This window comes from Mangrovimonas futianensis, assembly GCF_021245805.1.
Classification (GTDB): domain Bacteria; phylum Bacteroidota; class Bacteroidia; order Flavobacteriales; family Flavobacteriaceae; genus Mangrovimonas; species Mangrovimonas futianensis.
Map to the genome: position 1 here is coordinate 170,229 of NZ_JAJJNF010000004.1, position 15,945 is coordinate 186,173.

Below are 15,945 nucleotides of genomic sequence, written 5' to 3' on the forward strand. Positions count from 1 at the left end.
GCGTGCGCAAAGATACTTTGAAAAACTTATTCTACAAATCAAAATACCAATTAAATAGGTCTGTCCTTAACCCAATATTAAACCATACCGTATTATTTTTAAAGGTATTTACAGTTTGGGCTTGTGGATTAAAATCTCGGAAAGTTACATCCACAAAGAGTTTAAGGTTAGTAGACGGGTTTAATAAATAACCTACTTGAACATTAGCAAAAACAGTTTTGGTTTTATTTCCTTGTCCTACGGTGACACCTGTATCATAAGGTCTTTCATTATAATCCCTAAAAATATCACCTCCATAGCTGAATTCATCTCCATCTTGATTCAAATCATAACCCCTAGTTCCAAAGATAACTTTAGCATTTCCAAACCATCGTTTGTAATGGTATCTTCCTATCACAATAAACTCACTAAAATTTGCCCCCCATAGATGAGCCATCGATTGATTGGTATGACCATAGTTCAATACCACATTATTATGGGAATAGGTATAGGGTCTCACTCGGTTGTATTCTGCCTGAAGCATCAAGTTTTTCACTTTGAAAGCATGGTAATACTTTAACCCTAGTTGATATCCAAATTTATTTTTCCAACTTTTGTTTCCTCCGGTCACGTCACTTAAAGAAAATTCATCTAATATAAACTGGCTATAGGCATTAATATTGTCATTTACCTTATACTTTGCAGATGCTCCTAATAAAGCATTCCCAGCATCCTGGCCAGACTCAAACTCTATAGCTCTATAAAAAATGATTGGATTCAAATAGTTGATATCAAACGAACGATTCTCGGTTTTTGCCCAAATAACAGATTCAAATAACCCAATATTCAATCTCTTACCTACATTATAACTTAAATAATGTGTTGCCATATATTTAGTCTTATAGGCACCGGCATCATCAATAGTCTCTGGCCTCACATCTCTTAACCACATCCAAGTGTTGGTATATTTAATTTTCCAAAAGGACGTATTGAATTTTAAATAAGTAACGGGGCTAGCAACATCACTGATAAACAAAGAGCGATAACCATCTCCGATAAAGTTTTTACCATGACCAAATTGCGCATTAAAAAACTCAAACGGACTGTATGACAAGTAGGCTTCAGCCACAGGATAATCAAATGCATCCTCTTTAAACCTTTTAGCTATCCCACGACCTGGAACAACTCCCACCCCATCATTTGCGGCAATTGAGGTCGTGTATTCATTAATATATTGAGCGAAGCGTCCTTGGCTTTCATAAACCGCAGTGAAAAAATTCAATTTCTTCCCTAACCCTCCTTGAAAATAAATACCCCTCGTATTATTAAAAGTGGAATTAAAGCTGGCATCTGTGTCCTTACCTACCTCAAAATCAAAGATGGGGTCTAGCGTAAACCAATAATTTTTTGATTGTATTCTAACAAAATGTTCATTAAACAGCTTTCTTCCAAACCAACTATCAGTTTCTTTAAGTAACGCTTCTTTCTCAGCCTTAAAATCATAGTATTGAGATACATCTTGATACATTAACGGTTTAGAAGCCGTATGACTATTGGTACCTACCAAATTGATACTTCTATCAAATTGTGAATAAAAGCTATGGGTAAATGGGATGTTTAACTGACTAGAGTATTCCTTTTGACTGTAAGGCACTAATTTTAAACCCACACTATCATACTGTGTTTTTGCAGCTTTCTCAAGTTCGGTAAGTTCATCGGGATTGGCTTTACCGTCTTGCGTTCTAACCACCTCTTCTTTTAAAATCGTTTGGTTGATTAAAGGTATTTTAATAGCCACCGAGTATTGCTTGAAAGTAGGTTTCCCATTATAGGTTGCAGGTTGAATTTTTGGTAATTCCTGAAACACCCTTCGGGCTTCATCTTTTAACTCATTATAGATAGCATCGACATAAACTACTTGAAACACTCCTTCTTTACTCACTTCAAAAAGAACCATGACCTCTCCTTTATAGTTCTCTTCACTTACCTTTTCTGGTACCTTGAAATTTTCAAAAACAAAAGTGAATATTTGATTGTCAAAGCAGGTTTTCAAATCATCAATTTGAACAGATTCACAATTGGGAAAAACAGGCGGTTTTTCGTTTAATAATTCTGATTGTGAAAAGAAATAACTCGGAATAAATAAAAGTACCAAGAAGATAGCATGCCTCATACAGGGGGTCTCTTAATTTGACCGAAAGATACTATTTTTTTAATAACGAGTAGATTAAAAAAACCGTTACCCTAGGGTAACGGTCTTCAATTTTTGAATTAATCATGAACCTGAAAAATAATTGGAAAGGTATAGGATACTTTTACGGGTTTTTGATTTTGTCTCCCTGGTTGCATTTTGGGTAATTTCCCCATCACCTCTACCGCTTCTTCATCCAATTCCTTATGCTTTGATAAAGCCTTTATCCCGACCACGTTTCCATTGGTATCAATAGTAAACATCACATTGATTCTTTGAATTCCATCCAAACCAAGCTTTGATCCCAAATTGGCATCGAACTTTTTACGAATATGTTGGTTGATTTTATCAGACAAACATTTAATTCTCTCGTCCCGACCATTTACCTTTTCACACCCTGGAAACACAGGCGCTTCTGCTACAGCATTTACAGGCATCGGAGGCACATCAACCGGAATTTCTATAACCTTGATGCTTCCAGGATCCAAAGGTGTATCTGTAGGCTCTGGTTCTGTAATTAAATTATCTGTTTCTGGTAATAATGCATTGTTATCAACAATTTTTGGTTCAAGCAATAACTTGGGTTTTGATGTTGCTTTCTTTTCCACAGGTTTTGCTTCGGGTTCTTTATAAATCTTAAAAGCCAAATCCATCGCATAGGGATCCTCTGTGATAGTCTCCCCTCTATCAGAAACAAGAGCCTCTGTATATTTAAAGTTCAATTGTAATAACCCATAAGCACCCAAGAGTGCAACAATAAGACCTACTTGAAAAAAGAGGGTGGAGTTTTTTTGTAAATTTGCATCGTGCTTTTGTGGTTTTGACACATCATTTTCGTTTTGCCGAACGAAAGACCGATTGTTGTTGAATAATTTCATGATAATACTTTTTATATGTTAATATTATCACAAAAACACAATAAGCATACCAAAAAAGAAATCCCGCTACATTTGTAACGGGATTTCTTAATTATAAGATATATAAGTTTTAAACTTAGTCTTGAACTTGGAATTTGATAGGTAAGTAATAAGGTACTCTTACTGCTTTACCTCTTTGCATTCCTGGCTTCATTTTAGGTAATTTACCAACAACTCTTTTTGCTTCTTGCTCTAATCTTGGATGCGGAGCTCTAGCCTTTACATCAACAATTTCACCATTTTTATCAATCTTAAAGAACACACTGATTTTTTGGATACCGCTCAAACCAAGCTCTCCTGCTAAATCAGTATCAAAATTCTTAGCGACAAATTTGGTGATTTTTTCATTCATACAAGCTTTCTTAGCATTGTTGTCACCTTTTTCACATCCAGGAAATACAGGAACATTTTCAATTACCGCAAACGGAACCTCAACATCTTCTTCTACTTCCTCAACAACTACCTCCTCTACTTCAACGATTTCCTCTTCTTGACTCGTTTCAGTTGATTCAATAACGGTCTCTTCAACCTCTTCCTCATCTTCAACTACCTCAATAACTTCTGGTGCAGCTGGCGGTGGCGGTGGCGGTGGTGGTGTTTGGATTTGCTCAGTAATTGGCACTTCTTCTTCCAACTCTTGATCCAAACTCAATGTTCCGATATCAATAATTTCTTTGTCATACGATTTGTAGTTGATAGCTGTATACGTGAAAAACAGCATCAAGGCTAAACCGACGGCAAAAAACAGTGAACTATTTCTACCTACATTGGCTTTAGGACTTTTCTTTTGTTCCATGAGTTTTAAATTTTCCTGTCCGCTAAAATAACCATTTATTTGGCAAAAAAGCAAACCATTATTGTTTTTTAACTAGTTTAAAATACCCCGTAATCAACAAAGATGAAACTAATACTCCAGCTATATTAAAAAGGATATCTATTAAATCAAATGATCTAGATGTGGTGATCAGCCATTGAAGACATTCAATAATTATACCAAAAATCACTGAAAAGATAATTGCATAAAAAAATGCTGTTCTTTTTCGTTTTCCAAACCTAATCACAAAGGTTGCAAACCAAAATCCGTTGAAAAGGAGATAGGCACAGAAATGGAAAATTTTATCAATGTATGAAGGAGCATATTCCTCCACTTTGTCCATATCTATCGTCATTAAACAAACAATAGTAAGACAAAGGGTATATAGTATTGTGATTAAAAATGTCCGTTTCCTAAGCACCTATTAGCTCTTTGTAATCTTCTGCAGATAACAAATTGTCTAATTGAGAAAGATCAGAGCACTTTACCTTAATCATCCATCCGTCTCCATAAGGATCGTTGTTTACTTTTTCTGGCTCATCTTCAAGAGACTCATTGAATTCAATGATTTCTCCAGCCATTGGTAAAAATAAATCAGATACTGTTTTTACTGCTTCAACCGTTCCGAAGATTTCTTCTGCATCCAAGGTTTCATCTACTGTTTCTACCTCTACATAAACGATGTCTCCCAATTCTCCTTGGGCAAAATCGGTAATTCCAATAGTGGCCACATCACCATCTATCATGACCCATTCATGGTCTTTGGTATACTTTAATTCTGATGGAATATTCATAGTACTTAAGTTTGTTTCCGCAAATGTATCTATTCAACCTTATAAAATCAAACAGATTTTACTAATTACCAAAATTATATCTAATTGTAAACCCAGCTCGGATGGTAGTTTGTGGGAAAGCCGTTGAAATTGCGTACTCTGAAAAGGCATAATCAAAATAGAAAATTCCGGAAAGATATTTACTGAATGCGTAATCAGCCGTGAATTTACCAGACCAAATTGTCTGACCAGCGGTTACTTGATTGTTCTCCAAATCCAGATACCTTATAATCGTTTTGTTATCCCTTAATGACACATCTGCCTTTAAATTCAAATCGCTAACAATTGTTTTAGATGGACCAGCCAATTTAGATTTGATTCTCACATCTTTTACCCTGTAACCCAAACCTAAAATATACTCGTTTCCTTGAATTTCAGTCAAAAGGTTGTTATCGAAACTTAATGAAAGTAATCTATCCTTTTTCAACTCAGCCAAAATTTTGACCGAATTTTTCATTTCCATATCCACCCTTATCAATGGAGTGAACATTTCTGTCAAGTTGATATTTCCGTATAAAATTTTATTCTTGAAATTTCCACCTTGATCCAATTCTTCTGGGTTGGAAGGATTATAATCCAAATTGGTTTGGAATTGGTTAATGGTATAATTGGAGCGATACCCATGAATCAATGAAAAACGCTTAAATCGATCTTTAAACCATTTAAAATTCATTAATCCAGTATATTTCAAATCCCAGTTTGGAATCGGAACATCCTTTATAGCTGAAGTACTTACGCCTCCAGCATCCTTTCCTGTATAAGCCGCTACAAACGCTGGCAACAAAACAGCTTGATTGTTTTTCCCAAATCCAATAGGGTAACCCTCATCGTCTCTAGGAATCGTACCACCTCCATAATAATCAGAAGCCAATCTATCAGCAATCAACAATCGGTTGGATCTAAACTCATTGAATGCTTCAGACACATTCTCGTCACTTTTGCTGAAAGCACTAGCAATCATCATGGTGGAAATATTGAAATTTCCATAGGTGTTTGGAGTCAAGGATTCGTATTCCAACTCCCCATTGCTATCATTAACCCTATAATTTTCAGTGTAGTTTTCAGCGAGTGTTCTATTGGCTACTAAATCAATTTTAAGGTCATTAAAAGGCTCTATATTTGCCGTAAAATCTAGTTGCTTTAATTTGTTGGAAGTATACTGCTCATTAAAATCTTGATACATGGTCAACCATCCCTTCCTTGCGGCCATTTCTCTTACATCCCTTTGACTACCAAATGTAAATCCTACTGTTGGTTTCATGGTTCCAATAAAACCAGGTGTGTTTAAATACCCTGGCAAATAGGTACCATTTGTTTCGGCATAGTTGATTTGGAATCTTTTTAGACTTGTCAAAATTCCTATTCCGGCATTAAGTAACCCATATTTTTTATTTGATGACTGGGCCTCATCCTTATCCGCCCCCCTATCTACTGTAGGCTGACCATTTCTTCTTGCGGGCCCACTTGTTCTAGCTGCGGCTGTTCGCCTTGATGATTTCTTTTTCAGACCAATGTAATTATAAAACTTGGTCATGTTAAAAGTTGAATTCAAATTATGCTGGTTGGCATTTGAAATCGTATTACCTAAATTATAAATCTCCCCATCAATTTCTAAATTCCCAAACAAGTCAGACCCCTTTTGCCATTGAAATTCTCCATTGTAGGAATAGGTAGCGTCCAAAAATGAAAAGGTTGGTATCTTATTAATCGGTAATTGGTAATTTACCCCCAATTGTTGGAATTGCCTGTTTGGATCTCCAAAATCAAAAAACCCATCCCAAACATCTAGAGCAGGATCTTGTTCCCCGTTAAAAATATTTCCGTCAATAAAATAGTTTCTAACAATATTATTGTTTGAAGCCGTAAAATTGACCTGAAGTGATTTGGTAAGATTGTAATTAATGGTATACTGATAATCAAATGTATAATTTCTTTGATAAAATTCTTCAAGTCCAATGTTTTCTCCCGTCAAATCAACCTCCCTGAACTTTTGCCTGTTATACCTTCTATTAATATCCGTATTAATGGCAAAACTTGTCGGCAGCGGATTAAAATTAAAGTCTTTCAAAATTTTCCAATATTCTCCGGTAAACAAAGAATCGTTCTTTTTGAAAGGTTCTATATTAATCGGCTCAAAATTGTAAGCATAATTAACTCCAGCTCTTACATTTTGTTGAATGGAATTTTCTATTTCAAAATCCCTATGCTTTACCTTATTATAAGAATAATTAACCGTTAAATTCTCTACATCGTAGAAGTGCTTCTTGGCGTCTGCCGCTTTCGTCTTTCTTACCCCTATAAAATTGATACTTCTTCTTTTGGTGTAATTTTCAGATTGCTCTCTTATCACCTCTCTTTCATCATCAGAATTGGCAGCATCTAAACGAGATTCTAATGTTAAATCTTTGTAATACTCATCAAACTTAGGTGTAATCTTCTCCTCTCCTTGCCCATAATTAAACGGCACCTGAATACCCCATTTTTTTGGTAGTAATTGTCCTAAATTAACATTAGTTACAACATCATATTGAACAACATCTTCTCGACTTCTTTCATTAGGCCCTTGTTCTATAGAACCAAATCCAGAAGTACTCTTTCTACCTGTAGCACTAACATTTGCAAAATCTGCTAGGTTGGAATCCATACTTAAAATAGCGGCCCAACCTCCTTCATTATCCATGTCGGAAATTCGAAGCTCATTGAACCATAGGGTAGCACATTCATCAGTAGACGACACATTCTTAACCCCCACCATTAAAGTCCTTATATCACCAAAATTTGGATTTCCTTTAATAGCAACACGTTGTTGGCCCAAGGTATACGGGTCAAACTCATTAACTGGAATCTCGCTTAATGCATCCCCAATTACATCATAAAAAGTGACCTCTCCAGATGTTATACCTCCATCACTAATAGCTTGGGATTTCATATCCTGTAAAACGCTCAATGATAAGTTGATTTCATTTTCTTCTGGCCAAAGTTCTTCTCTAGAACTACCTGTACTCACTTTTAAAGGCACTTCAATTTGATAGTAATTATCTACCAAGTCATTACCCATCCTAATAAAACCTACCAATTCACCATCACCTAGACCAGGGGTCGCACCTTCCTCGGCGTGCATAAACATTCTCAGTTTTTTATATTGACGCATGTCAACATTAATGTTTTTATAGACCGCCCGTGCATCATGAGGCTCGAGTTCGCAGACATTAACCACCAATGATTGCTCATTTTGTCGAATAACCGTATTGTTATTGTACAACTGTTCTGGATCTACTCCTGGAGGAGACAAATAACTTCCGTTATTTTCAATAGTACTTACAACACCAATACTAAACTCGGTGTTATCCAAATCTGGATCTCCCTCATCTTCATCCAAAGTTTGAGTATATCTTCTCCATTCACTTCGCACCAAATCTAGAGTACCGAACCTTAAAACTGTAGTTTCACTAAACTCTTTCACATACATTCTGGCAAACCGAACAGATCTTAAATCGGAAATACCTCCTATTTGATCAGTAAATTCAGATACTGGAATTCTAAACTGGTACCACCTTGGGATTACTGTTTGCCCGTTTGGCAAGCTTCTTACCTGATCATCTTTTATATCAACAATGTAAGGGTGGTTCAAGTTCATCGAGTTGGGAGCTAGGTCCACTTCATACTCATAGTAACTATCAATGGTATTCATGGTGTTGTCACGATTCACATCCTCAACATCTGGTTGGGTTGTATTACCCCTATTCGTGTCTGAAAATGTATCAGGAGAGTTTCCTTCTACACCATTGTACCTTTTATATCGTTCAAAGATATTCCCTGAAGCATTTAAGAAATATAAATAATTATCATTAGAAGGATCAGCCAATCCCGAATATGCGGCAGAAATCACGGTTTCCTCCGCATCATTATATCCGTCATACCCCACATCTTGATTGGTTCGCTCTTGTCCCGAAGTATCAAAAGCATAAATAAGAGATTGGTTCTGTGGATATACTGTTTGCCATTCTGAAACTGGTAACATGGATATATTTCCATCTTGAGGCAAACCGTTTTCATACATTTTTCGACCATCTTTAAGAACATCCTCAGAAATATTCCCTAGGTTGAAAACCAATTTACCACCAGGATTATTTTCGTTCTGTTGAAAAGGATCTTGAAGCCAAAACTCAATATACTCCACATTAGCTTGTTCAAAATCTGTAGACGTAATGGCTCGGGTAATTCCTGCCCATGAATCTGTAGGATTGGTTAAGGTATTTGTAGAAATTTCAACTTCACTCGTCTGAAAATTATAAGGTCCTCTTTCAGCTGGATAATAAACCAAATCCAATGTATTGACTACAGTGGTTTGTCCTTGAGCAATGTCCTGATTGGGAAATAATTCTTGAATAAAAACTCTACTAGTATATAAATCTGAAATATCATCGTCTGATATTTCCCCCGGTCTTTGATTACTAAAGAATATAGGATCAATAGTATACCAGTTTAAAAATGCTCTATCAAAACCATTTTGAAATCCATTTTCATCTTCATCACCTTCTCCATAAACACGTCCCAGATTTCTTGGTCTACTAGAAAGAAACCAAGTTTGGGGAGATTTTAAGTCAATGTTGTTTTGAGTACCTTCAAAATCATCAATATAAGAGGTGGCTTCTCCCTGAAAATCTGTCCCTTTTGGAGCATCAGGCTTTAAATATGCAAATTCACCACGCACCGACAAATTTGAAGGAGCATCTGTATCTACATTTGGAAGCTTATTAACCAATCTGGTTAAAAATGGCACTTCAGTTGAATAATTACCATTGATTCCAAAAATATTGTTGTTTATAGATTCTTGTCCATAATTGGCCTTTTGGGTAATTGGCCTTTCATTTAAGTGCAACCAAGTGGCTCCCAAGACAAAATTCTCATTGAACTTATGCTCAACATTGACACCCGTAAATCTCTTGGTTTGTTGCCCAAATACAGCATTATTTTCTGTGGATACTTGAATAGGTGTATTAGATGCCAATAAAGCGGGATCCAAAATTTGTACGGTTCCAGCCTGATAATTCACGGTGTAATCAATACCCTCGACTAAAACCCTTCCTCCAGCTGTCACCTTTACTGAACCTCTAGGAACATTAAACGCACCGATTGGAATTCCGTTGGCTCCATTCGATTTATAGCGCCCCTTAATCTTAAATTTGTTCTTACTTGCCTCCTCTAAGGCTGCCGTTTTTGTTTCTTTATAAAGAACATCAAACACATATTTATCTTGATTTTCATTATAAGAACTCGTGTTATTGTAATCTTCATTACCTACAGCCAAACGGTCGAATAAATACTCCCCAAATGGTTCTACCGTAGTGAAAATAATCTTCCCGTTTTGGGGAACAACTGTTATTCCTGGATAAAAATCAAAAAATCCATCCCCCCTATTTTGAGGATCATTATTAAAGTTCAGTCTATCTAAATTGAATAACCTTAGAAGCGTTGTGTTTTCTATCAAATCATCAGGAGGCGTTGAAGATGTAATAGGGTTACCATTTATATCAACACCAAAATCGCCACCTACAGGACTAATATAATTGAGTAAAGAGGCTTCATTGTAAAATATATTCAATCTAAAATCATCCTGAGACAATTGATATGCCCCGGTATCATAGATGTTTTTCATCATTAAATCCCAAATTGGCTGATTGACATTAGTCACTGGGCTTTTCAACATCTTTAAGATCAAACTATTATTGGTAATGGTCGTTATCCCAGTACCTTGATCGGTGTCTACTCCCGTAGCATCTACCCCATCATTGGCAAATTCACCAACCTGATAAACTTGGCCGCCACTTGTAAATTGAAACGCTACAGCCAGAACCTCATCATTGTTTAATCTTTGATTTAAGGAGATGTATCCTAATTGCGAATTTAAAGTATACTCTTGGCCTTGATTTAATTTTCTTGCATTTTCTAGTTTTGCATAATCCGTTCCCTCATTGACTTGCCCATTTAGAGTTCCAAAACCCTGTTGTACCGTTGCAATATCTCTTATCGCTTCCGTTAAAATAGACCCCGAACCAATTGAGGTTGGATCAAAATCATTATTACCATTATCTGGAAAAGCATTTGGACCTACATTTATAAAACCTGGCGGAATTGGGTTTAATACAATGTTATTTGCCTCTAGATCAGGGTTTGATTCACCCAAATCTTGCAACGCCACAATATTCCTAACATTGTTAGTTGTATTATTTCTATTGGTGATCCACACTTCAATTCTTGTAATTTGGACATTCGAATTGATGAATGGATAACTCGCTAAAGCCTTGTTATAGTTGTCACGGAAGTAATGAGATAAAAAGAAGTGCCTATTCTCATCATAATCCCGAGCAAAAAACTCAAATTCTTCCAAAGTTCCACCACCTTGAGCCACTACGGTTCGAGTATCAGACCTTTGTTCTGAGAAGACACCTGTTACTGTTGTCTTTCCAAATTGCAATTGTGTTTTTACACCAAATAAACTTTGGGCTCCAGTAATCAAAGAGCTATTTAAAGGCATGTTTACGTTACCAACCTCAATTTTTTGAATAATATCATCTTCTGTTGGGGTATACTCCAATTTGATAATATTCTGAAAATCAAAAGTTGATTCGGTATCATAATTGGCCGTAACTTGCAGTCTTGTACCTACTTTACCCAATAAGCTAAGGCTAATCCGTTGATCAAAGTCAAACGTAAAATTACTTCTATTTCTAGGCGAAAATGTAGGGTTATCTTGCCGCGTATAAAGAACTCCTAGGTCAATCTCGACTGTACCTTGAGGAACCACATTTATGGTATTACCACCAAAAAGAGTTTCAAATAAACCAGACTTCACATACAATTCTGGTATTAAATTTCGCTGCTCTTCTTCTGAACCCTCCTTTTTTCCATCATAAGCATCGATCTTTTGCTTATAATAAGTCATCATTTCCTCCTTAAGAATCAATTCTTGATACTCTTCAGGGGTTAAAATTAAAGGGTAGTTGATATTAAAATTACCTACTGTTTCCGTATAAATATATCTATCAGTCATTGGGTCATAGGTATATTTTGATACAATGCTATTTGGATTAGGCATTGTCATATTACCCATGGAATACCCAGTTTTAGTAGTGTCTTGAGTCGTCTCGTTGGACGGTTCTTGTGAGAAGGCAAGCGAACTCACAAATAGAAAGACAAAAAACAGTAATTTATGGTATGGTTTATTAGTATAGTTGGTTGTCCTCAAAATTGGATTATAAATTTTTTAAAGCCTCTTTAATAATCGCTTCAACACTGGCATCAGGTTGATTTGATGTGATTTTATCCACTACTTTCTCAGATTGTTTTTTATTGAATCCAAGAACCTCTAAAGCAGATAACGCTTCATCCTTATTTGTATTGCTTTTAGCCACCGAAAGTTCATCTATATCATATACTTTCAAAATTTTATCTTTTAAGTCCAAAATAACTCGTTGAGCTGTTTTGGCTCCAATTCCTTTAATGGATTGAATTAAACCTACATCCTCAGTGGCTATACCTTCTCGTACTTGCTTGGGTGTTAATGAAGACAGCATGGTTCTGGCTGTACTTGCTCCAATACCACTAACTGAAATAAGCAATCTAAAAATTTCCCTTTCTGCTAACGATGAAAACCCAAACAATGTATGGGAATCTTCCCTCACTTGAAGATGTGTATACAGCTTTAAATTCTCTTGGTCTGGAATTTGTGAATATGTGTGCAAGGATATATTTAACAAATATCCTACCCCGTGACAATCAATAACCACATCGGTAGGATTTTTTTCGACAAGTTTGCCTTGTATATGTGTAATCATTAAAACTTAATTAACCTCTCAAATGTAATAAAATTATTTGCATTACAAGGATGTACAAGGATTGACTTTAACCTCCTGTTTTTCCTTTTGTTGGGCATCAATTACAGCAATAGCTGTCATGTTTACAATCTCATCTACACTAGCCTCCATTTGAAGAATGTGAGCTGGTTTTCTCAATCCCATCATAATGGGGCCGATGGAATCGGCTTGATTAAGTTCTTTTAATAATTTATAAGTGATATTCGCGGATTCCAAACTGGGGAAAATAAGGGTGTTTACCTTTTTTCCTGCCAATTTTGAGAATGGAAAAATGTCTTGAAGCATTTCATGATTTAACGCAAAATCCGTTTGAAGTTCACCATCAACAATCATGTCTGGACAAAACCTATGCAAATAAGATACAGCTTCCTGAACCTTGGTAGCCCTTGGATGGTTTGATGAGCCAAAATTAGAATAAGACGTCATGGCTATAACCGGCTCAATCCCAAACATTTTAACCACATGTGATGTCATATGGGCTATTTTGGCCAAGTCTTTGGCTGTTGGATCAATATTAATAGACGTATCACTTAAAAACATGGGGCCTCTTCTTTGGGTAATCATCAAATTGGTGGTAGCAATTCGAGAAACCCCATCAGCCAAACCTATTAGTTCTAACATAGGCTTCACCACACTTGGATAGCTACTAGTATATCCAGATATCAAAGCATCAGCATCCCCAGTATTCACCATCATAGCGGCAAAGTAATTCCTTTCCCGCATTTTCTTTTCCGCGGAATAAAGGGTTACTCCTCGTCGCTTTCGGTTTTTCCAATAAGCCTCAGCATATTTATTCTTTCTTTCAAACTCTTCATCAGATTTAGGATCTACAATATCTATGTCAGCCACAAAATCTATTTCTTCCATTAATTTTTTAATGGTTTCCTTTCTACCCAATAAAATCGGAATAGCAATTCCTTCATCATGAACAATTTGAGCTGCCTTTAAAACATCCATTTGATCACCTTCAGCAAAGACTACTCGTTTCGGATTTAATTTGGCTCTATTTACTAATAACCTTACAAGTTTGTTATCATTCCCAAAACGTTCCAATAAGGAATCTGTGTACTTCTCCCAATCTAAAATTGGCTCTGTAGCAACACCACTATCCATTGCTGCCTTTGCAACCGCTGGAGGTACCGTGGCAATTAACCTTGGATCAAAAGGTTTTGGTATGATATAATCTTTTCCGAAGGTTAAGTAAGTTTCCCCGTAAGCTATATTCACCTGCTCAGGAACTGGTTCTTTTGTCAATTTGGCCAAAGCTTTTACTGCGGCCATCTTCATGTCTTCATTGATCTTAGTGGCCCTAACATCTAAAGCGCCTCTAAAGATAAATGGAAAACCTAAAACGTTATTAACTTGGTTTGGATGGTCACTTCTTCCTGTGGCCATAATAATATCCTTTCTGGTCTTGACAGCCAAATCATAGTCAATCTCTGGATTTGGATTGGCCATGGCAAACACAATAGGGTTATTTGCCATCGTTAGCAGCATTTCTGGGGAGACTATATCTGCTGTAGAAAGTCCGATAAAAACATCGGCGTCTTCCATAGCATCTTCAAGGGTGTTCAAATCTTTAGCTGTGGCGAATTCTTCTTTCTCTGGAGTTAAGTTGTCTCTATCCTTTCTAATAACCCCTTTACTGTCCAACATCACCATGTTCTCTGTTCTAGCACCACAGGCTTGATAAAGTCTCGAGCAAGAAATCGCCGCAGCTCCTGCACCACTAATAACTATTTGAACATCTTCAATTTTTTTATTGGCAAGTTCCAAGGCATTGATTAATGCCGCCGCCGAAATGATGGCCGTACCATGCTGATCATCATGCATCACTGGAATGTCCAGTTCTTCCTTTAATCGACGTTCTATCTCAAAAGCTTCTGGAGCTTTGATGTCTTCCAAATTTATCCCTCCAAAGGTGGGTGCTATTTGCTTTACGGTTTGAATAAATTCATCCACATTTTCAGTATCCACTTCTATATCAAACACATCAATATCAGCAAAGATTTTGAAAAGCAGTCCTTTACCCTCCATAACAGGTTTAGATGCTTCCGGCCCAATATTTCCTAGACCTAAGACTGCCGTCCCATTTGAAATCACCGCAACCAAATTCCCTTTGGCCGTATATTTATAAACGTTCTTTTTGTCTTTTTCGATTTCCAAACATGGTTCTGCAACACCTGGGGAATAAGCAAGAGATAAATCTCTTTGACTTGAATATTTTTTGGTAGGAACCACTTTTATTTTTCCTGGAGTAGGTTTGGCGTGATATACTAGTGCCTCTCTACGTCTTCTTTCCTTGCTCATAAAAACTGGATTAATAAGATACAAATGTATGAATAGTATCAGTTAAATCTATTCTTTTAGAAACCTAATATTTCTAGTAAGACCAGAATATTTGGTGCGCTTTACAGCCGATTTTTGAAACACCTTTCTAAACGTTTCCTCTGTGAGCTCTTCCCAATCGTTTTTATCCATGTTAAGAAGCTCTTTGTTGGGATTAAATAGAGGTTCAGAATGCGGTTTTGAAAATCGATTCCAAGGACAAACGTCCTGACACACATCACAACCAAACATCCATTCATCCATTTTTCCTTTAAACTCTAAAGGCAGATTGTCTTTCAACTCAATGGTTAAATAGGAAATACATTTACTACCATCTACAACATAAGGTTGAATTATAGCTTCTGTAGGACAAGCATCAATACACGCTGTACATGTTCCGCAATGGTCCGTAGTGGGTGAGTCATACTCTAATTCCAAATCAACAATCAATTCGGCTACAAAATAAAAAGAGCCCGCTTTTTGGGTAAGTAGATTACTATGTTTTCCTATCCATCCCAGACCACTTTTTGCAGCCCAAGCCTTGTCTAGCACGGGAGCTGAATCTACAAAAGCTCTCCCTTCAATCTCTCCTATCTCGGTCTGCATAAAACCCAATAACTCCTTAAGCTTCTCTTTAATCACAAAATGATAATCGGTACCATAAGCATATTTAGACAACTTATAGGACCCATCTATTTGCTTTTCTTTAGGATAATAATTCAACAATAGGGAAATAACACTTTTAGAGCCTTCAACTAATTTTGTAGGATCCAACCTTTTATCAAAATAGTTTGTCATGTAATGCATTTCTCCATGCATTTGTTGGTTGAGCCAATTTTCCAACCTTGGAGCTTCATCTTCTAAGAAGCCCGCTTTGGAAATGCCACAGGCCAAAAATCCAAGGCGTTTGGCTTCAGCTTTAATTTGAGCAGTATATTTCGATTTTAAATTCAAGGGAAATCTCTACAGGTTAGATTATACAACATTATAAAAGTCAACCGCAACT

Annotated in this window: 9 protein-coding genes; all 9 read right to left on the reverse strand. The window is 36.4% G+C overall.

Translation table 11 applies throughout. The annotated features are described in order from the left end of the window. Nucleotides 1-31 precede the first annotated feature (31 nt). A complete protein-coding gene (remB, locus tag LOK78_RS08075; protein ID WP_232634544.1) occupies nt 32-2,152 on the reverse strand; it encodes a gliding motility outer membrane protein RemB in 2,121 nt (706 codons plus the stop codon). 98 nt (nt 2,153-2,250) lie between these two features. Then, entirely contained in the window at nt 2,251-3,048 is a 798-nt protein-coding gene (locus LOK78_RS08080) for an energy transducer TonB (protein WP_232634545.1), read from the reverse strand. A 115-nt stretch (nt 3,049-3,163) separates the two neighbouring features. Continuing rightward, nucleotides 3,164-3,883 (reverse strand): energy transducer TonB, encoded by a 720-nt coding sequence (locus tag LOK78_RS08085; protein WP_053970465.1) that lies wholly within the window; start codon nt 3,881-3,883, stop codon nt 3,164-3,166. Nucleotides 3,884-3,941: 58 nt separating this feature from the next. Continuing rightward, nucleotides 3,942-4,256 carry a VanZ family protein gene (locus LOK78_RS08090; RefSeq protein WP_166956064.1) on the reverse strand — a complete coding sequence of 105 codons (315 nt, stop codon included), beginning with the start codon at nt 4,254-4,256 and terminating at the stop codon, nt 3,942-3,944. A 58-nt stretch (nt 4,257-4,314) separates the two neighbouring features. Beyond that, nucleotides 4,315-4,695: a glycine cleavage system protein GcvH gene (gene gcvH, locus LOK78_RS08095; protein WP_166956067.1), complete on the reverse strand. Its 381-nt coding sequence runs from the start codon at nt 4,693-4,695 to the stop codon at nt 4,315-4,317. Between the two features lie 61 nt (nt 4,696-4,756). Further along, nucleotides 4,757-11,983, reverse strand: a complete 7,227-nt coding sequence (gene sov, locus LOK78_RS08100) for a T9SS outer membrane translocon Sov/SprA (protein WP_502243833.1) — start codon at nt 11,981-11,983, stop codon at nt 4,757-4,759. Nucleotides 11,984-11,990: 7 nt separating this feature from the next. Then, nucleotides 11,991-12,572, reverse strand: a complete 582-nt coding sequence (gene ruvA / locus LOK78_RS08105; RefSeq protein WP_053970469.1) for a Holliday junction branch migration protein RuvA — start codon at nt 12,570-12,572, stop codon at nt 11,991-11,993. 42 nt (nt 12,573-12,614) lie between these two features. Further along, a complete protein-coding gene (locus LOK78_RS08110) occupies nt 12,615-14,921 on the reverse strand; it encodes an NADP-dependent malic enzyme (protein ID WP_232393388.1) in 2,307 nt (768 codons plus the stop codon). A 48-nt stretch (nt 14,922-14,969) separates the two neighbouring features. Continuing rightward, on the reverse strand, nt 14,970-15,893 hold the full coding sequence (gene queG, locus LOK78_RS08115; RefSeq protein WP_232393389.1) for a tRNA epoxyqueuosine(34) reductase QueG: 924 nt from the start codon (nt 15,891-15,893) through the stop codon (nt 14,970-14,972). Nucleotides 15,894-15,945: the final 52 nt, after the last annotated feature.